We start from the raw sequence: 18,499 nt of genomic DNA, 5'->3' as shown, positions 1-18,499 counted from the left end.
GGTCGTCCGGCGCCGCGATATGCAAGGCAGGCGGTCAGAACACCGCGTGGCCGCTGATCAGGCTCGGCAGCCAGGTCGAGAAGAACGGCATGTACGTGACGATGTTGATCGCACTGAAGATCGCGAGGTAGTACGGCCACGCCATCTTCGTCGTCTCGCCGATCGATACGTTGCCGATCGCGCAGCCGACGAACTGCACCGAGCCGATCGGCGGGTGCACGAGGCCGAGCGAGCAGTTCAGCAGCAGCATGATCCCGAACTGCACCGGCCCGACGCCGCACGCCATCGCGATCGGCAGGAACAGCGGCGTCGTGATCAGGATGTGCGCGGCCATGTCGACGAACGTGCCGAGGAACACCTGGATGATGTTGATGTACAGCAGCATCAGCCACGGCGCGGCGGTCGACTGCTTCAGCAGCCCTTCGATCGCATCCGGAATCTCCAGGTACGACATCTGGAAGCGCAGCATGTTCGACACGGCGATCAGCAGCAGCACGACGCCCGTCGTGCGCGCCGCATGCGACAGCGCACGGCGCAGCTTCGCGACGGTCAGCGTGCGGTACACGATCGCGGTCAGCACGAGCGAATACACGACGGCGATCGCGGCCGCTTCCGTCGCGGTCGCAATCCCCTTCGCGACGCACACGAGGATAATCGCGATCACCATCAGGCCCGGCACCGCGCCGACGAAGCTGCGCAGCACCGCATACCAGCCCGGGAATGACGGCAGCGCGGACGAACCGTCTTCACGGCGCGGATAACCGTGACGCACGGCTTGCCAGTACGCGGCGACGAGCACGAAGCCCATCACCCACAACACCGGCAGCAGCCCGGAGAACAGCAGGTCGCCGATCGACACGCCGCTTACCTGCTGGCCGTGCAGCATCCCCGTGATCCCCTGCGCGGCGAACGCGTAGATGATCATGTTGGTCGAGGTCGGCATCAGCGCGCCGGCGAGCGACGCGTGGGTCGTCACGTTGACCGCGTAAGCCGCGCTGTAGCCTTCGCGCTTCATCAGCGGAATCACCACGCCGCCCATCGCCGACGTATCGGCGGTCGGCGAGCCCGACACGCCGCCGAACAGCGTGCAGGCGACCACATTGGCCATCCCGAGGCCGCCGCGGAAATGGCCGACCGTCGCCTGCGCGAAGCGCAGGATCCGGTCCGCGATGCCGCCATGCAGCATCAGCTCGCCGGAGAAGATGAAGAACGGCACCGCGAGAAACGAGAACGCGTTCATCCCCGAGATCATCGACTGCATCGCGGTCGCGATCGGCAGCCCTTCGACCAGGTAGGTCAGCACGCAGGAAATGCCGAGCGCGAACGAAACGGGCACGCCGAGCACGAGGAAAATCAGAAAACTGACGGACAGGATCGCGAGTTCCATGGCGTTATTGTCCCGACGAAGAACGACGAAGCGCGAGCAGGTGCTCGAGCGAGAAGAGGACGATCGCGATCGCCGCGGGAATCGTGATCAGGTAGCGCACGCCTTCGGGCAGCCCGATGATCGGGATGCGGTCGGCCATCGTCTCGGCGGCCATGCTGCCGCAGCCGACCATGATCGCGATCGCGAACGCGATCAGGCTCAGGTGCTGGATCGCGATCACCACGGTGCGCGGGCCCGGCGACAGGCGCCGCACGAACGAGTCGAGGCCGATATGGCCGCCGTCGCGCACCTTCATCGCCGCGCCGAACATCGCGATCACGATCACCAGCAGCAGCGCGATCGGCTCGACGAAATCGGGCGCATTCTCGAACACGTAGCGCATCACGACCGCGTAGAAAACCAGCAGCGTGAGCGCCGCGAGACACAGTGACGCAATCACGGCCAGCGCGCGGAACAGCAGGTCGTTCGCGCAGTGCAATAGCGGCGCGGCCGCGCGCGGCCGGCCCGGCGCCGCACCGTCCGCGGCGGCCGCGTCCGGCGAGCCCACGACCGCCGCGCCGGTCAGGGAAGTGCGACGGGTCACTTGGTTGCCTCGATCTCGTCGACGATCTGCTTCATCTGCGGCGTCTTCTCGTACTTCGTCCACAGCGGCTGCATCGCCTTCACGAAGGCCGCGCGGTCGACCTGCGCGGCCGGCAGGATATTCGCGCCGCCCTTCGTCACCGCCTGCTGCGCCGATGCCTCACGCGCGGTCCACAGCTTCTGGTAGTACGGCACCGAGTCGGCCGCGGCCTTCCGGATCGCGGCCTGCTCCTGCGGCGACAGCGTGTCCCAGATCTTCTTCGAGAACACCAGCACTTCCGGCGTCATCGCATGCTGCGTCTCCGAGTAGTCGGGCGCCACCTCGAAGTGCTTGGTTTCCTCGTACGACGGCAGGTTGTTTTCCGCCGCGTCGACGAGGCCCGTCTTCAGGCCCGTGTACACCTCGGCGAACGGCATCGGCGTCGGCGTGCCGCCCATCGCCCGGATCTCGTCGACCATCAGGTCCGATGGTTGCACGCGCACCTTCAGCCCCTTCATGTCCGCCGGCGTGCGCACCGGACGCTTCGCATAGATCGAGCGCGCGCCGCTCTCGTAGAACGTCAGCGCGATCATCCCCTTCGCCGCGAATGCGTCGAGGATCTTCTGGCCGGCCGGACCGTACATCGCCTTGCGGAAATGGTCGACGTCGCGGAACAGGAACGGGAACGACGGGATCAGCGACTCCGGCACGATCTCGTTGAACGACGCGCCGTTCACGCGCGCCATGTCGATCGCGCCGATCCGCACCTGGTCGACCGTGTCCTTCTCGGAGCCGAGCGCGCTGTTGCCGAACACCTTGATCGAGTCCTTGCCGCCCGTCAGCTTCGACAGCTCGTCGCCCATGAACTTGACCGCCATGTTGGTCGGGAAGCTGTCGCCGTGCACGTCCGCCGAGCGGAATACGCGGGCCTGCGCGGACATCGCGAAGCCGGCCATCAGCGCGACGGCCAGTGCGGTACGGGAGCGGGGGAATCGGTGCGTCATCGTCAGTCTCCTTGTTGGTTGTAGCTCGCTATTTGGCGGCGATTCGGGTGGCTTGCGCATAGGTCGGGCTTGGGCCTTCGCTGAATCGCAGTCATACGTTGTATGACGTGTCGGAGCGAATGTACGTCGGTTAACCGTTTAACTCACTTGGTGCATACCCCTATAAGCGCCTCTGTAGCGGGTTGACGGACGGATAGAGGGAAAAGCGTTCTCTGTTTAGCCCGATGTCGGCGAAACGTTTTCCGGAAACGGCCTTCTATTTGAATCGGCGCGAGGTTGGGTCGTTTTCCCGATGCCGAACGCCGTCTTTCGTTTCCCTTCCCCTCGTCATAGGATGACTGATCACAATGCAGCCACGGCTCGCGCCGCCACGAGCCCGGGCCCCGCTCGACTGACCCGATACCAACCCGGCAGCGTCCGCGCACGCTGCCTCACCAGAAGACATCCGTCATGACATCCCGACTTTCCGGGTCGAGCGCACGCCCGCGCGTGCTCGCGCTGTTCGCGACGCACGTCTCGACCGCCGACACGCCCGACGGGATCTCGACAATCGCACCCGACGCGAACCTCACGCTGCACAACGTGAATTTGCCCGTGTTCGCGTCGAGCGCGAACCGCGTCGTCGTGAACGGCGAGGCCACCCGCAACGCGCGTCCCGGCAACGGGCTCGACTGCAGCAACGCGTTCGTCGACTTCCCCGGCATCGACCAGTCGAACCCGTTCGGCTCGACATGGGCGCCGTCGTTGTAACGACGACGCGATGACGTCGATTCTCCGATAGTGAGCGGGGCGTCGCGTCATCGGGCGGTGCGCTTGTCATGCGCTTCGGGCACGCGGGCCGGACATGGTGCACGTGTCGTCGTAGCGGGCACGGGTGATGCGTGCTCGCAGCGACGTCGGAAACGCGAACGGAGGTGTGTGATGCAGACGACCAGAACGCCGGCGGGGCAGAATCAAGACCCGCCGTTGAATCCGGGCGACGAAGGGCCGCCCGATGCGCCGGGCGTCGGCGAGGATCTGTGTGGAGTATGCCGCGGCACCGGCATGGTCGAAGGGCAGAAATGCGCGGTATGCGGCGGAACCGGCAAGGTGTTGCAGGGAATCGGCGGCGGGTAAGAGAGCGTGATGATGGATGCAAGCGGAACCGGCGATGCACGGACAGCCTGCGCATCGCATGCGACCCCGCTTCACTGCGCCGGAGGCTAGTGCTGCATGTCAGCCTTGGCGCCCGGATGACCTCAACGCCCCAGCCGCCGATTACGCAGGAACGCATTCAACTCACCGCCCGCATGCTCGATGTGCCGCTTGAGCAGGGACGCCGCCGCCCGCGCATCGCCCGTGCGGCACAACGCGACGAGTTCGGCATGTTCGGATTCGGCCACGTCGCGCGCGGCCTCGGATAGTGACAGTTGCACACGCGTGTAACGGTCGGTCTGTTGCAGCAGCGACGCGACGATCGCGGTGGTTTTCGGCTGGTCGGCGCGCGACAGCAGCAGCTGATGCAGTTCGGTGTTCAGTTCGCCCCAGCGTCCGGACTGGCTCGCATGCAGCACTTCACTGTATTCCGCGAGGATCGCATCGAGCCGCGCGAAATCGTCGGCGGTGAGCTTCGGAATCGATTTTTTCAGGAGCACGGGTTCCAGCAGCGCGCGCAATTCGAAGAGTTCGGTGATGTCCTCCGGGGACAGCTCCGAGACAATCGCGCCCTTGTGAGGCAGGATCTTCACGAGCCCTTCGCTCTCGAGCTGCACGAGCGCTTCGCGGAGCGGGATGCGGCTGATCCCGAGTTCGGTCGCGAGTGCATCCTGGCGAAGCTGGTAACCGTCGACATACTCCCCTGTCAGGATACGGCGGCGCAATTCGTTCGCTGCGGCTTCGGCGCGCGTGGCGTAGACAAGAGCAGGGCGTTTCTCGTTCATGTTGCGATTCGGACTGGGGGAAGGCGGACAGGCAAGCGCCGGTGCGGCGGCGGATATTGCATATTTTCTACAATATTAGCAGACGGGTCTTGGGGGGCGGCGGATGCCTATGGTCACGCCGCCGTGCCGCTCGCTGAGACAACAGAAGGGTTCTGCGCGGATGTCGCTTGCCGACCCGGAGCGGACGCTCGCCTGAAACCGAAGCGGCCATTGACACTCTTGCTTGAGTCGGTTTGTCGCTTTCACCAACAGCGCCTCACCACGCGATGTGTCCTTCGACACAATCGCTGCCAACTTTGGCCAGCGCATTCACCAGCCCTGCGCGCAGCAGGGTCAGCGCGCGGCTCTTTTCGTCGATTTCTGTGAGCTTTGCTTGCAGACAAGCGACCTTTTTCGCAACACCGAATGTCGGACTGTCCCATACATGAATGACGTCGCCAATTTCCGTGAGCGTGAAGCCTAATGCCTTCGCATGGATAATCAGCTGTATCCGCTGTAACGAGCGTTCGGAGTAGTGCTTGTACGTATTTGTCGCGTGAGGTTGTGTTGCTTTGTCCAGCAGCCCCATTCGCTCGTAGTAGCGCACGGTATCGTGCGAAACGCCCGCCCGCTTGCATAGTTCGCCGATGCGCATGCTGCCTCCATTCAATGTTGTGGACCGTCATTAAGGCTTGACCGTTGCCTGTAGTCAACGGTTTACAGTCCAAGTCACCTTCCACTCCATCCGCGGGCTATGAGAAATCGTTTCGATTTTCACGGAAAAACAGCACTTGTCACGGGTGCATCGTCGGGTATCGGGCGCGCGTTTGCCTATGCATTGGCCAAACGTGGTGCGAGACTTCTGCTGGTCGCACGCTCTCGCGACAAGCTGCGCGATCTGGCCGCGGAACTGCGACGCGACTATGCGTGCGACGCCGATTTCCTGACGGCCGACCTGAGCACAACTGATGCCGTACACACGATCGATTGCCACCTGAAGGTGACCGGCAAAGTCATCGATGTACTCGTCAATAATGCGGGCTTTGCGGCTTACGGGCGCTTCGAAACGATTCCGTGGGCGCGCCAACGCGACGAAGTGCTGGTGAACTGCATGGCCGCAATCGAGCTGACTCATCTTCTGCTGCCGGGGATGCAGGCGCGTTCCGCCGGCGTGGTCATCAACGTCGCGTCGACAGCCGCATTCCAGCCCGATCCTTATATGGCCGTCTACGGCGCAACCAAGGCCTTTCTGTTGTCATTTTCAGAAGCCGTTTGGGCTGAGAACCGGCATCGCGGCATCCGGGTCGTCGCCTTATGTCCCGGGGCGACACAAACCGCCTTTTTCGATGTCGTTGGCGCGCAGGAGGCGGCCGTCGGCACGCCGATGCCTGTCGCGAGTGTGGTGCAGGATGCCTTGTGGGCGCTGGATCGCAATCGGAGCCATCGGATTGTTGGAACCCGGAACCGGCTGCTTGCCAATTTGCAGAGACTATTGAGCCGCGAGATGTCGGCACGCATGGTTGAGAAAATCCTTCGGCCGAGAGACGTTCAGGACCTGGTGACGGGAGAGACCAACGCGTAGGGTGCGGCCACTATCCGCCCCACATTGCGCTCCAGCCGTTCCGGTTTGAATGTGAGCGGCTTCCGGCGGCCGTATTGGGCGGCGGAGCGTGATGTCAGAGAACGAAATGGCCGACGCGGATGGTCGCCACGTGCGGTTGGTAGGCCTGCCGGCGGGGTTGGCCATCGATTGTCAACGATCCGGGCGTCCGTGTCGAACGGCTGAAATTGGCTGGTTTCTGTCTTTTATCGATCGCTTACCGATGGGACGACCAGTCCGGCATCCAAGGCCATGCGTATTCGGGGTAAGGGGCCTTTGCAGCTCCTTGCAGCTCACAGGGCGCGAGCGCACTGGAGATATTGCCTCGAGCAATCAGCCTGCGCCGTCGGCGGTGCACGGAGTATCCGTCGATGTCGCATCCTGGCGGCCTGCCCGGATTACTACTCCCTGCGGTAGTGGCCTACACTAGAACTTACACGTTCCGCGGGCTCGGTTGCAGTTGCAGCTTCGGTGCAATGCAGTGTTGCCGCCGGCCGATTGAAGCGAGCGACTGGCGATACCACGGGCGACGCCGGAGTTATCTGCTGCCTGAGCTCATCTGGAACCGACGTTCAAGGAGGAGTTCATCATGTTGCAAACCAGTGAAATCCAAAAGCGCTTTACCCATCTGCAGCAAACCGTGAGCGAGGCATCACGTACCTGTCACGCCGACAGGACGATTCCAAAGGACCTGATCAACTGGGTGGATGAGTTGGACAAGGAATGCAAATCGGCGAAGAAGCTCATGGCGTCCAACGATGAAGATCGTATTCGGCAATGCGTCGACGATCTCGAACGAATCGGTGATCGTGCAGAGCGTGCTTGCCAACAGGCCGGCAGTCTTGATGCCAAGATCATGAATGCAGTAAGCACGATGCATTCGGAACTTTCCGATCTAAAGCGACAACTGCATTGACGTACCCGACAGCCCCGGTTTCATGTGTGTTTCACGCCGGGGCTGTTTGCCCTTCGGCCCGCACTTTGACACGCCGATAGGCAATATCAACGACTGGACCTTACCGGCACCCGCTGTTTGTGAACACGCGACGCAACAGTTCGAGTTTGAAGACGGTCTGATCGTAACTGCCCGGCGTTGGAAAATGACCGCCGGATTGATCATGCAGGAATGCTCGTACTGCAGATGGCCGGCACACCCGGACTTTTCGCGCGATGCGCACCGGCATTTGCAACCGCAAAGCAAGTCAGGTGCGGCCTCGTGGCCGCACCCGGATCAAGATGGGTAGCATGCGGGTATGCCGCTCTCCGCGAAACTTACCCTGTAACAATCAGGCGCAGCTTACGGCGCGTTGCCGCCTCCCTTTCCATTGTTCGCACCGCCCCGGCCGAGAGCCGGTTGGTTGGCAGAGATATCACCGTAGCCGCCCAGACCGCCAGTCCCATAGGTCAGATCAACCGCCGACGTCGTGAGGCCAATGTTGATCTTCACGGTCGGCGCGAGCGACCCGCCGCGCCGAGGCCCGATTGCGTCGATAAAGGATTCGACCAAGCCGCCCGGCATCACATAGTGCGAATACGATTGGAATGTGCGTGGATTCTGGTTTGGATCCAGCGCAAACGGAAAGCCGACAGGTTGAGTGAGGTCGGTCGGGTTGCCGAGCACCAGGCCGCTGCCCTTGTTCATCGGCAGGAAATCGCTGCGGATCCCGTTGCCGACGAAACCCATCACGCCATCCGGCCCGTCGACGCCAGTCGCATAGGTCGAGCGGTGGGTGATCGTGAACAGATAGTATTTGCCGTTGCTCAGATAGATCTGCGGCCGCTCGGTCTGGTCGTCCACGCAGTTCGCGGAAAGAATCGGTGGAAGAAACTTCCATGCAGTGAGCTGAGGATTCGTCGCGATCGCGAGGCCGACGTTCGCTTTCTGCAGTACCGCACTGGAAGCATTCACAGCTGCGACAGTCTCGGCGAACGGGTCGCCGGATACATAGCCGAGGTCGTCGGCAGTGCACGTGGGCGCCCCACGCGGGCCGGCGGTGTTGCCCTCGAACACCATGTACGTGTCGCCCGGATGAGCCGGATCGAGGAACACGTACGGGTCACGGAAGTTGTAGAAATTATTCTGCGCACCATTCTGATACAGGACACCGTCGGGTTGCAGCAGCGCCTGGTGATCATTGAAGCCGTCGAACCACACATGCGTGGCGTCCGCGTGGATATGGCCGTCCGCGCGCGCAATGATCGCGACCGGCGGGGTGATGTCCGGGCCGTTCGGGGACGTTTTGTTGAACGCCAGCGCCGTGTAGTAGAGACTCACGTTGGCGCCGCTGGTGAGCCTGGCGGAGCCGGACCATTCAGCGTTTTGCGTGATCGGCACGGTGGGGCTGAAAACCCTGATGCTCGAACCATCCGGGAACAGATGGCCGCCGAAGATCCATCCGCCGTTCGCGGGCCGCTGTGACGCGGGAATGCCCGTCTTGCGATAAAAGAATCCAATGCGCGCATGCACGTGCCGGTCATCGAACGAATAGCCGCCGTGGCGATCGGCGGTCAGCGAGAAAATCACGTCCCAGCCCTTGTAGCTGAGTTGCACTGCGTGCAGGTCCGCGAGCGGCCAGGTGTCCCATACCCAGAAGTCGGCATTGGTGTCAGGGAAGTCCGCGCGGATGTTCGGCATGGTGAGGGCCGGGGGCAGCGAGTTCCCGCCGACTGTAGTGGGAAGGGACATGGCCTTGATCTGCCGGGCATCCGCCCTTGTCCATCGGGAGGTAAAGCTGGCAGCCGGATCGAATGCCTGTTGGGAGTGAGGTGTCGGGGCTGGGAATTGTGCCTGAGCTGGTGTCGTGGCGATCATCATCACGACGGCAGAAACTGCGCTCGCGAGCAGGTGGGGGCGGAGCAGCCGGCTCTGCGGAAAACAGCTACTCATCATCATTTCTCTCCTGAGTAATAACTGGTAGCACACCGTAATTTTTACGAAATGCGAGTCTAGTCAAGAGCACGCAATTGAAGGTGTCAACCGCTTGATTGTGTCAGGCCGATGCCCGATGGGGTTGGCCCTACAGCCAGCATCCGTGGAACTACATACATAGTTCAAAGTCGCGCGCCGTTCGGCGTGACGGACCATCCTGCATGCCTTGACGGCAGCGATACACTTGGCGTTCTCAACGCGGCACGTCCGGGAGAACCAGGCAAGTCCTTGCTGTAGATGCGATGCGTTCTGGCGGAGCCCAGCTTTCGAGCCAACGCATGGCACTATTGCTTTGCACCGCGTGGATCAGCGAGAGGGGTAATCGTCATATCGCTGAACGTCGCCTCGCCGTTGTCGGCGAAGACCGAAACGCGATTGTCGTCGGGTGCCGGAAAGATGAGGTCGGTGATGACAGTACGGCCGTCGCCCATAAACACTTCCACTGAATTCCGGTCGACCAGTACGGTAAGGCGCAACTTCCCGTTCTCCAACGGCATATTGACAATGTGCTGCTTGCTGAACGCGTTCGAGAATCGGATGTTGCCGGACCTAGAGCGGTCGAGCGTGAGGGTCTGGCTAGCGGTGTCGTAGAAGATCCAGGTGCCGACATCACCATTCGCCGAGCCTCGCACAATAAGGCCGGCCCGCTGGGCCGAATCGTAGATGGATTTATCAGATGTGTAGTGGCCGAATGAATTCGGACACTGATTTTGGCGAGAATGGTCGCCATGAAGCGGTGTCTGACGAGCAAGCACCGACGTCCGTTTTCCCCCGGAGTTCAAACAGCAAGCAGCCAGTCTGGTGCTCGACCAGGGCTATAGCCATATGGAGGTAAGCCGCTCGTACGAGACAATCAAATCCTCGGATAACGGACGCGCCGATTCCATTTGGTTTCGATCAGGTGCTCGCGTCTTGTTCCCGTTGTGACTCTGAACTGACGCGTCAATCGATGGAAGTCGCTTTCTCATTTCAAGAAAAAGTAAACAGTTTTTGAATGAACTGACAGCGAAGTCCCCCATCGATTCATGGCATTGACGTTCGCTTAAGCAGAATGGCTTGATCCGACTCGACCAACGTTGCGAAACATCTGAGAGGCACCGAAATTAGATGCCTTGGGACAACAATCCGCTCGCACGTCCAATCCTCTGCAAGGACCTTTGGCAATCCATCGTCGACCTTTCTGTCGATATCGCTTTCAAGCTCCCGTCCTGCCGCGACAACAAAGGTGTTCGAGATGCGTCTGGCGACGTTTGCCGTCTCCATAAGAAACTGCCGCAACTCGTCGAGATGAAAATTGCGCGGCAAAGGAAGGGAGACGACGAACTGTACCCTCACACCATTTTCTTCAATACCGATGCTGCTTCGAGCGCCGCCGGCTCCGATAGATTGATCACCGTATATGAAAAGCAGTTCGTCATTTCCTGCACCGGCTGCCAATAGGGACTCGCCTTCAGGCCACGGTTCACATTGCGCAACGCCGGTCTTGTAGTTGTTCCGACATATCTCGTGAAGGTTGTCAAAGAACGGGGCGTAGGACTTTGCGAGATCGAAAACCATCCCGAGGCGTTCAGCCGGCGAGATCGCTTTCTCAAGCACGGTGACTATATTCAGATGTTCAGCCATGGTATGCCCCTTCGGACAACGACCATTTAGTTGGAACAAGGGCTGTCGCGATCGCTTACCCAAACACGTCAACGAACTACCGCTCAGCATTCAGCCCCCGCCGACGCCCTGCCTCCCGTCGACATCACTCAGGGCTTCCCTTCCCCTTCTCTGGCCCCTCTAGCCGCAACCATGCGACTTTGCACAGCAACGAGTTGATCATCCGTAGTCGCCACCAGCCACAGACGCGCCTGCTCCTCGATCCGGCGGTTGTGGTCTTTCAACGGGCCCATCGTGGCAGCGGCCTTCCAGACCACCGGGCCGATGCGGCTTTTCCTGCCCGATGGCGCGCCGACCAGCAGACAGTAAGGTCCCAGCGGAAGCGACACGAACGGAAGTGCCGGACTCGCGGATACGCGCCAGTCAATGAAGGGCGCGTCGCCGATAAGCAATGGCTGGGGCAAGCCGTAGAGCACACTAAAATCGTACAGCCCAAGTTGCTCGCGCATGCCGACATAAACGCGCCGGATGTCGTCGACAACCGCCGCGCGGATCTCGTCGTCGAACATGGGTTCCTGCGCGTATCGGGCAAATGCGTTGCGAGCCTCCCCTTGATACGCACTGAACAGGCCAATCTCGACGCAGTCCTGCACGGCGCGCTGCACCTCCGCTACGGAACCGGCTTCTTCCGGCTTACCCAACTGCGCAGCCCGCAAAAACCGGGCAAGGCCGGCCTCCTGAATTGCGGGCCCCTCCACAGACGCATCGTCGTCAGCGCCATTGCCAAGGGGCACGTAGATATATTTTTCCGCTGCGAAATGCGACTTCTTGCCTTCATCAAACTTGATTTCGCAGTCGACGCAGTCCACATAGCGAGTCCCGATTCGGCCATGCTCCCAAACCCAATTTTTCAGGAACGGACGTAGCGGATGCAGTCTGTCGTGATCAGTCATGGAACCCTCCAGGTTGCCCCAGTATAGTTCCAAGTTGCCGATTGCCCCGTGCAGGACCTGGCGATCGGTCAATCCGACGGATCGAGGCGCCGGTCAGACTGCCCGCGACACAAGCTCGCGCAGAACCGTCTCCAGTTCGACGTGACCACGCACGGTTTCTTCAGGATTACTTTCGAAATCGATCCAGCCTTCGTTGAAGCCGTCCAGCATGCGCATCCGGGGCAGAGGATGCTTCATGCCCTGGCCGCGGAACAGCACTTCCCACGTCTGCCTGTCGACAACTTCCGCGCGTACCTGCGCACCCAGCACGCGAGCGAAGGCCAATGCGAGATCATTGGGGCTCACCCGGCGCGGGCCCTCGAGCTCGACCACACGCACACCGCGCCACGTCTGCTGGAGCAGTTCGGCCGCAACGCGGCCTACGTCCGCGGTGGCGACCATCGGCACGGGCTTGTCGAGCGGCTGCAGGTAACTGGCAATGACGCCTTCGTCGCGCGCGGACGCGACATCCCATGCGGCGTTTTCCATGAACCAGGCAGGCCGCAGGAATGTCACGGGCATCGGCATCTCGCGCAGTGCCTGCTCCATCAGCGTGCGTTGCGTGAGCAGATTGACCTCGTCGGCCTGTGCGCCGATCGTCGACAGGCAAACGACTTTTTCGGGCCGCGCCTTCAGGAGCGCTGCGGATACAGCCTCGCTCACCTTCCGCGCTTCGGGAAACCCGGGCGCCGGATCGAACTCCGATGGCGGCAGGATGAAAACGCCGGTGGCGCCCTCGAACGCGGCGGCGAGCGACGAAGCGTCTTCCATGAACGCCGTCGCGATCTCGCAACCTCGCTCTGCCCACGACGCCGCCCGCGTCGCATCGCGCACGACCGCGCGCACCGGCTGCCCCGTGGCCAACAGCTCGCGGGCCAGTGCGCCGCCGACCTGGCCGGTGATTCCTGTTATTGCATACATTGCTCGTTCTCCATGTGTGGATACATCGGGTGTCTCGGTGACACGCATTCTGGACAAACGCCGACCGAAACAAAATGACATGGATGGCATCAGATCAGTGACAACCAGTCATCAATTCGGCATGATCCACGGAGTTATCCTGCGCTGCTGCACGGCGCAGTTTTGGCGCGTTGGCCTTCGGGTTGGTCGGTCGCGATTCACCACCCGCATTCAGTCGAGCAATCATGAGATCCAGTAGCGAGAAGCTGTCCGGCAGCATTAGCGTGTTCGCCGCCGTGGTGGACATGGGGACGTTCGCGGCCGCATCGGAAGTCATCGGAATGACGCCGCCGGGCGTCAGTCGCGCGATTGCGCGGCTGGAAAAAAAGCTGAACATCCGGCTCTTCAACCGAACGACACGCTCCGTCTCGCTGACTGAAGAGGGGCGCCGCTTTTACGAGCAGGTCATGCCCCATCTCGCCGGGCTGGAGGAAGCAGCCGCGGCCGCGGCAGGTAGCGCCTCCGCTGTGCGTGGAAAGCTGAGAGTCAATCTGGATCCTGTCGTCTACCGGACCATTCTTGGGCCGCAACTCGATGCGTTCATGGACGCGCACCCCGAGCTCGAAATCGAGCTCATCGCGCGAGACAGTCTTGGCGACCTCGTCATGGATGGCTTCGACATCGCCGTGCGATTCGGCGAGCCCCGAGCCTCTACGCTGATCGCGAGAAAGTTGCTCGATACCGGCATTGTTACGGTCGCGTCGCCCGCGTATATCGCTCGCTGGGGACGGCCGGCAAAACCCGAGGACCTTGAAAGCCGAAGCCATCGATGCATTGAATTTCGCAACCCTGAGACGGGCAAGCCGTTCGCGTGGGAATTCCATCGCCGGCGAAAACGCATTGTGGTCGACACCCGGGGGCGCCTCACGGTCAACGATCCGGGCGCCCTGCTCAACGCATGCCTCGCCGGTTCCGGAATTGCGCAGATGTTGCTGCTCGGTGCCGAGCCACTGATCGCGAACGGCCAATTGATCAATCTGTTTCCCGAATGGGCAGACGAGCGATTTCCCTTATACGCGTACTACCCGTCCCGGCATCACCTGCCGGCAAAGACGCGCGCGTTTCTCGACTTCGTTGTTGAGCTGATGAGCAAGAACGAGCGCGTCGGCACGCGCTAAGCACACGCGATCTCGTCGTCAGTCGCATCCCAAAGCAGCAGCGACACACATAGCGCCACACCGGTCAGGTCGCAGGCATCAACGAACGCCGGTTTGGTGGGGTAAAGCTGCACCGATCTTTTGGCGAACCCAAACCATCAGCGCAGATCGGCACGAAGGTCGCGCACACCGCGCCCGGTCCTCTGGCGGAGGAGCGCACCCAACGTCGCCCCGTCGATGCAGCCTACCTGAGCGGCCACGGCTTCCAGGTCCATGCCGCCCCACGCTTACGGTTTTCTGGACCGGCAGTTATCGACCCGATGCGGTCCTTCGGGGCCGACGCGAAGTAGGTGTCCGGCGTAGGGACGTCTTTCAGTCGTTAAGTGCATCCAGCACCGAGACGTCGTTCAACGTCGAGGAGCAAGCGTTACTCCCCGATCGAGGGCGGAGGAGCCAGAGGCTAATGATAGACCTCGAACCATCCAACCCGAGACGCTTCACTAAAGCGTGACGGACGGGACGGACGGGACGGTGGTCTGGAAGCCAGGCGATATTTTCAAGAGCAACGATAGCCATTCCTCGACTTAACTGCGAGTGTGATCCGCCCCACCCATCTCCTTGGCGAAGGCGAGCAGGAGTTCGCCGAGCCGACCCGGCTGCTCCTGTTGGATCCAGTGACCAGCGCCGTCGATCAGCTCAATTCCCGCCATTCTCGTCGTCGCCTTCGTCCTCATCAGTTCGAGCGCGCCCGGCGCCGAATACGTGCCCCAATCGCTCTTGCCGCCAATGAAGAGCGACGGGACATCGATCGTCTTGCCCGAAAACAGGCGCAACTCGGCGTTCAGGCCAGGATCGGAAAGGACACGATAAGCCTGCAGGGCGCCTTGAAACCCCGTGCGGCCGTACTCTTCCGTGTACACCCCAAGTTCCGGCTCGGTGAGCCATTTGCCGGCCAGGACCTCGGCGGAGGAAGGTTGGAATGGAGCGACGGTCTCGGGCATCGTCTTGCCGAGTTCCATGACGTAATAGGTGGGCATTTGCGCAAGTTCGGCGGCGGTTGGCGCCTTCAACGGATGCGGCTTGTTGCCCGGCCAGTCGGCGCTCTTGACGTAGAAAAATGCACGAAGAAACGCGTGTAAGCCTTGTGGGGGTTGCCACATGTCATGGTTCGCCTCACGTGTGCTCAGGTATTGCTGGTAATACTTTCTCGGCGGGTCGAGCGCCGCCAGCGCGGCCGCCAACTTTTGATTGCCAGTGTTCGGTTGAACCGACGATATCTCGCTTTCCGCAATGTTGAACGGAAGCGTCGGCGGACCGGGGAACGGTGCGCTCATCAGCACCACCGACGGAAAGACGTCAGGTCGGGCTAGCGCACAATAGGCCGCGACGGGCGAGCCGAGGTCGTGCCCGACGAGCATTGCCGTACGCCGATACCCCAACGCCAAAACCAATCCGAGAGCGTCACGCGTCATATTCAAAAGGCTGAAGGGTGCCAGCGGTGCGTCATAGTCGTTCAGCCAACCGGTGGTGCGGCCAAAACCCCGCTGGTCGGGCGCCACGACGTGGTAGCCGGCGTCGGCGAGAATCGGGATCAGGTGTCGCCATCCGTAAGCCAAGTCGGGAAAACCGTGCAGAAGCAGGGCGAGCGGCCGGCCGGGGTTCTCGTAACCGGCCTCGAGAATATGGACATCGAGGCCGTTGACCCCGTGGATCATGCGCGAGCGGACCCTCTTCGGAAGCGTTCCATTGCCATATGTTGATGTGGACAAGTCAACTCCTCCTACGGGGGTTGTGTGGACGGGTCGAATCAAGGGGACAAACAGGCTGGCCGCGCCCATCGCCAGGAAGGCTCGTCTGGACGCCGATGGCCGGAAGCGAAGTGGACGGCTCATGATGGAACGCCCCGTCCCCGTGCGAGCGCTGCCTCCATCGTCAGCGAAGACGCACGCGACGAACGATTCGGCCGGCGGGTTTCGGTTATTCGTGCCGTGATCTCGGCAGGCTGCGCACAACTGAGCGAACCTTCTTGACTTGCGATTGGGTCGGGAGGCATCGCCGGGGCTCCGTATATGGTGATCACCATAGTATGTCAATCGCCATAGAACCATCAAGCGAAACGTGCTATGTTCTCGGCATGCCACGTAAGACTGACGCCCGCGCTCGCGCGATTGCCACGGCCCAACGACTGTTTCGCATCCAGGGCTACACTGCGACGGGATTGACCCAGATCCTTGAAGAAAGCGGTGCGCCTAAAGGATCGTTCTACTTCCACTTTCCGCGCGGCAAGGCACAACTCGCAGAAGAAGCAATCGATAGTTACATTGCGGATCGAATCGCTGTATTACGAGACATCTCGGCGAGTACGACGGGTGACGCCCTGAATTTTGTTCATCAGATTTTCAGGACATTCGCGGCTGAAATGGTCGCCTCTGATTTCCAGTATGGATGTCTGATGCAGAATCTGGCGAATGAGCTGCCCGCGCTCGACGCCGAGCTCACCCAACGGGTAGCGCGCGGATTTGTTGAGTCCACCGAAATTATTGCGGAGCACTTTAGAGCGTGCGGTTTCGCTCCCTCGCGCGCTTCCTCCACCGCCGCTGCATTGGTAGCCGCGCTCGAAGGCGCGCGGACGATTGCCCGCCTGGAACGCACGCCCGCTATATTCGAGGCGCTGGCGCTGGTGAGTGTCCAAAGGTGCGCTGATCCCGAAAGGTAATCCGGTCCAGGGTTCCCGGTTCGACGAAATGAGCGCCGAGCATCCTATGAAGAGCGTCGGTCTTTCGCGAATGTCCGTTCGCAGACGCGCAGCCGCCGGATCAATGTCCCGATGAAGTACACCCTCGCCCTGCATTGTTGCCGCAACGGGTGAGGTTCTTGCGTGAGGGCAACCCGTACATCGCGAACCGGTTCGGTCGGCCGAACCAGCGGAGGGTGACGGTGAATGAATGAATGAATGAATGACGAACGCCGCCATTCCTCCCCGCGCCCCAACCAGCGATACCCCACAAAAAAGCCACCCTCCCGGGTGGCTTCCCATCAGCGATCACGCCGGCGATCACCACCGCGTCAGACATGCGTACGCCGACTCGCCTCCGCATCGACATCGCGCAGCGACTTGCCGCGCGTTTCCTTCGCGACGCCCACGCACACAATCGAGATCACGGCCGCGGCGACCAGGTACAGCGCGATCGGCGTCGACGAGTGATAGCGCTCGAGCAGCGACAGCCCGATCAGCGGTGCGAGCGAGCCGGCCATCAGCGGCGCGACCTGGTAGCACAGCGACAGCGCGGTATAGCGCACGTTGGTCGGGAACATCTCGGTCATCAGCGCCGAATACGGCGAGTACGTCATCGATTCGATAAACAGACCGAGCACGATCGCGGCCATGATGATCCAGTCGTTGCCGGTATCCATCATCGGGAACGCGACGAAGCCCCAGCCGGCGGTCAGCACCGCGCCCGTCAGGTACACGGGCTTGCGGCCGACGAAGTCCGATAGCAGCCCCATCAGCGGAATGAAGAAGAAGTGGATCGCGTTGGCCGCGAACATCAGCTTCAGGATCCGCGTTGTGTCGGCCCCGACCACCAGCTTCAGGTAGGTCAGCGAGAACGTGACGACCATGTAGTACAGGATGTTCTCGGCGAATCGCGCGCCGATGCCGATCAGCACCTGCCGCCAGTGATACTTCAGCACGTGCACCACGCCAAGCTGCTTTTCCTGCTTCTGCGCGCGGCGCGCCTGCGCTTCCTTGAAGATCGGCGCATCGTCGACCTTGCGACGAATCCAGAAGCCGATCAGCACGACCACCGCCGAGAACCAGAACGCCGCGCGCCAGCCCCACGACAGGAAGTCGGCCTCGGACAGCGAACTCGACAGCACCAGCAGGATGATGGTCGCGACGAGGTTGCCGGCCGGCACGCCGGCTTGCGGCCAGCTGGCCCAGTAGCCGCGGCGGTTGTCGGGGGCGTGTTCACTGACCAGCAGGATCGCGCCGCCCCACTCGCCGCCGAACGCGAAGCCCTGAATCAGCCGCAGCGACACCAGCAGCACCGGCGCCCAGTAGCCGATCGCATCGAAGGTCGGCAGGCAGCCCATCAGGAAGGTCGTGATGCCGACCACGATCAGGCTGACCTGCAGCAGGTACTTGCGGCCAAACTTGTCGCCGTAGTAGCCGAACACCAGCCCGCCGATCGGGCGCGCGGCGAACCCCACCGCATACAGCGCGAACGCGGCGAGCAGGCCGTCGATCGGATTGCCCGTCTTCTTGAAGAAGTGCGTGCCGAACACCAGCGCCGACGCCGTTCCATACAGGAAGAACTCGTACCACTCCGCCACCGAGCCCACCATCGACGCCGCGACGACCCGCTTCAATTCCCGTTTCGACGCCGTGTCCTGCACGGCTGCTGCACTACCAGGCGAGACTGCCTCGCCGACCTGACTTGTCATTCCGTATCTCCTCTCGTTGTCT

General features: G+C 61.7%; 16 protein-coding genes and 2 pseudogenes. 6 read left to right on the top strand and 12 right to left on the bottom strand.

Annotated features, from left to right (window positions below; all coding sequences use genetic code 11):
- Nucleotides 1–34 precede the first annotated feature (34 nt).
- From BAMB_RS30535 to BAMB_RS30525, 3 genes are read right to left on the bottom strand one after another with little or no spacing between them, the layout of a single operon-like run.
- On the bottom strand, nucleotides 35–1,387 hold the full coding sequence (locus BAMB_RS30535) for a TRAP transporter large permease (RefSeq protein WP_011661000.1): 1,353 nt from the start codon (nucleotides 1,385–1,387) through the stop codon (nucleotides 35–37).
- 4 nt (nucleotides 1,388–1,391) lie between these two features.
- Nucleotides 1,392–1,970 carry a TRAP transporter small permease gene (locus BAMB_RS30530; RefSeq protein ID WP_011660999.1) on the bottom strand — a complete coding sequence of 193 codons (579 nt, stop codon included), beginning with the start codon at nucleotides 1,968–1,970 and terminating at the stop codon, nucleotides 1,392–1,394.
- A complete protein-coding gene (locus BAMB_RS30525; protein WP_011660998.1) occupies nucleotides 1,967–2,953 on the bottom strand; it encodes a TRAP transporter substrate-binding protein in 987 nt (328 codons plus the stop codon). The genes BAMB_RS30530 and BAMB_RS30525 overlap by 4 nt, the downstream gene beginning before the upstream one ends.
- A 519-nt stretch (nucleotides 2,954–3,472) precedes the next feature.
- Between BAMB_RS30525 and BAMB_RS30520 the strand changes: the two are divergent.
- Both BAMB_RS30520 and BAMB_RS30515 read left to right on the top strand, forming a co-directional pair.
- Nucleotides 3,473–3,703, top strand: a pseudogene (locus tag BAMB_RS30520) (endopolygalacturonase); the annotation flags it as partial.
- Between the two features lie 171 nt (nucleotides 3,704–3,874).
- A complete protein-coding gene (locus BAMB_RS30515) occupies nucleotides 3,875–4,069 on the top strand; it encodes a hypothetical protein (protein ID WP_006750620.1) in 195 nt (64 codons plus the stop codon).
- A 122-nt stretch (nucleotides 4,070–4,191) separates the two neighbouring features.
- On the opposite strand, the gene BAMB_RS30510 is transcribed toward BAMB_RS30515, so the two are convergent.
- Together BAMB_RS30510 and BAMB_RS30505 are read right to left on the bottom strand one after the other, a co-directional pair.
- Nucleotides 4,192–4,872, bottom strand: a complete 681-nt coding sequence (locus BAMB_RS30510; protein WP_011660995.1) for a GntR family transcriptional regulator — start codon at nucleotides 4,870–4,872, stop codon at nucleotides 4,192–4,194.
- A 256-nt stretch (nucleotides 4,873–5,128) separates the two neighbouring features.
- Complete coding sequence (locus tag BAMB_RS30505) at nucleotides 5,129–5,506, bottom strand: heavy metal-responsive transcriptional regulator (RefSeq protein WP_011660994.1); 378 nt, start codon at nucleotides 5,504–5,506, stop codon at nucleotides 5,129–5,131.
- 99 nt (nucleotides 5,507–5,605) lie between these two features.
- Here BAMB_RS30505 and BAMB_RS30500 point away from each other — a divergent pair, with 99 nt between their 5' ends.
- Nucleotides 5,606–6,433: an SDR family NAD(P)-dependent oxidoreductase gene (locus BAMB_RS30500; protein ID WP_011660993.1), complete on the top strand. Its 828-nt coding sequence runs from the start codon at nucleotides 5,606–5,608 to the stop codon at nucleotides 6,431–6,433.
- 607 nt (nucleotides 6,434–7,040) lie between these two features.
- Nucleotides 7,041–7,367, top strand: a complete 327-nt coding sequence (locus tag BAMB_RS34695) for a hypothetical protein (RefSeq protein WP_082089716.1) — start codon at nucleotides 7,041–7,043, stop codon at nucleotides 7,365–7,367.
- Nucleotides 7,368–7,748: 381 nt separating this feature from the next.
- Here BAMB_RS34695 and BAMB_RS30495 read toward each other — a convergent pair whose 3' ends face one another.
- The 5 genes and pseudogenes from BAMB_RS30495 to BAMB_RS30480 all read right to left on the bottom strand — a co-directional run bounded on the left by BAMB_RS30495 (nucleotide 7,749) and on the right by BAMB_RS30480 (nucleotide 12,895).
- Nucleotides 7,749–9,344 carry a glycoside hydrolase family 68 protein gene (locus tag BAMB_RS30495; RefSeq protein WP_011660991.1) on the bottom strand — a complete coding sequence of 532 codons (1,596 nt, stop codon included), beginning with the start codon at nucleotides 9,342–9,344 and terminating at the stop codon, nucleotides 7,749–7,751.
- Nucleotides 9,345–9,664: 320 nt separating this feature from the next.
- A pseudogene (locus tag BAMB_RS30490) lies at nucleotides 9,665–10,036 on the bottom strand (glycoside hydrolase family 32 C-terminal domain-containing protein); the annotation flags it as partial.
- A 367-nt stretch (nucleotides 10,037–10,403) separates the two neighbouring features.
- Entirely contained in the window at nucleotides 10,404–11,003 is a 600-nt protein-coding gene (locus tag BAMB_RS35695) for a hypothetical protein (RefSeq protein ID WP_127456142.1), read from the bottom strand.
- A gap of 128 nt (nucleotides 11,004–11,131) precedes the next feature.
- On the bottom strand, nucleotides 11,132–11,935 hold the full coding sequence (locus BAMB_RS30485) for a hypothetical protein (RefSeq protein ID WP_011660988.1): 804 nt from the start codon (nucleotides 11,933–11,935) through the stop codon (nucleotides 11,132–11,134).
- A 93-nt stretch (nucleotides 11,936–12,028) separates the two neighbouring features.
- Entirely contained in the window at nucleotides 12,029–12,895 is an 867-nt protein-coding gene (locus tag BAMB_RS30480) for an NmrA family NAD(P)-binding protein (RefSeq protein ID WP_011660987.1), read from the bottom strand.
- Nucleotides 12,896–13,119: 224 nt separating this feature from the next.
- Here BAMB_RS30480 and BAMB_RS30475 point away from each other — a divergent pair, with 224 nt between their 5' ends.
- Nucleotides 13,120–14,052 (top strand): LysR family transcriptional regulator, encoded by a 933-nt coding sequence (locus BAMB_RS30475; RefSeq protein ID WP_011660986.1) that lies wholly within the window; start codon nucleotides 13,120–13,122, stop codon nucleotides 14,050–14,052.
- Nucleotides 14,053–14,615: 563 nt separating this feature from the next.
- Here BAMB_RS30475 and BAMB_RS30470 read toward each other — a convergent pair.
- Complete coding sequence (locus BAMB_RS30470; protein ID WP_011660985.1) at nucleotides 14,616–15,746, bottom strand: alpha/beta fold hydrolase; 1,131 nt, start codon at nucleotides 15,744–15,746, stop codon at nucleotides 14,616–14,618.
- Between the two features lie 419 nt (nucleotides 15,747–16,165).
- Between BAMB_RS30470 and BAMB_RS30465 the strand changes: the two genes are divergently transcribed.
- On the top strand, nucleotides 16,166–16,747 hold the full coding sequence (locus BAMB_RS30465) for a TetR/AcrR family transcriptional regulator (protein WP_227739257.1): 582 nt from the start codon (nucleotides 16,166–16,168) through the stop codon (nucleotides 16,745–16,747).
- Between the two features lie 350 nt (nucleotides 16,748–17,097).
- On the opposite strand, the gene abaF is transcribed toward BAMB_RS30465, so the two are convergent.
- Nucleotides 17,098–18,477 (bottom strand): fosfomycin efflux MFS transporter AbaF, encoded by a 1,380-nt coding sequence (gene abaF / locus BAMB_RS30460; protein ID WP_011660983.1) that lies wholly within the window; start codon nucleotides 18,475–18,477, stop codon nucleotides 17,098–17,100.
- Nucleotides 18,478–18,499: the final 22 nt, after the last annotated feature.

It is taken from the genome of Burkholderia ambifaria AMMD, from assembly GCF_000203915.1.
In the GTDB taxonomy this organism is placed as follows: domain Bacteria; phylum Pseudomonadota; class Gammaproteobacteria; order Burkholderiales; family Burkholderiaceae; genus Burkholderia; species Burkholderia ambifaria.
The sequence above is the reverse complement of the archived record's forward strand: the minus strand, read 5'-3'. Positions and strand labels throughout refer to the sequence as shown.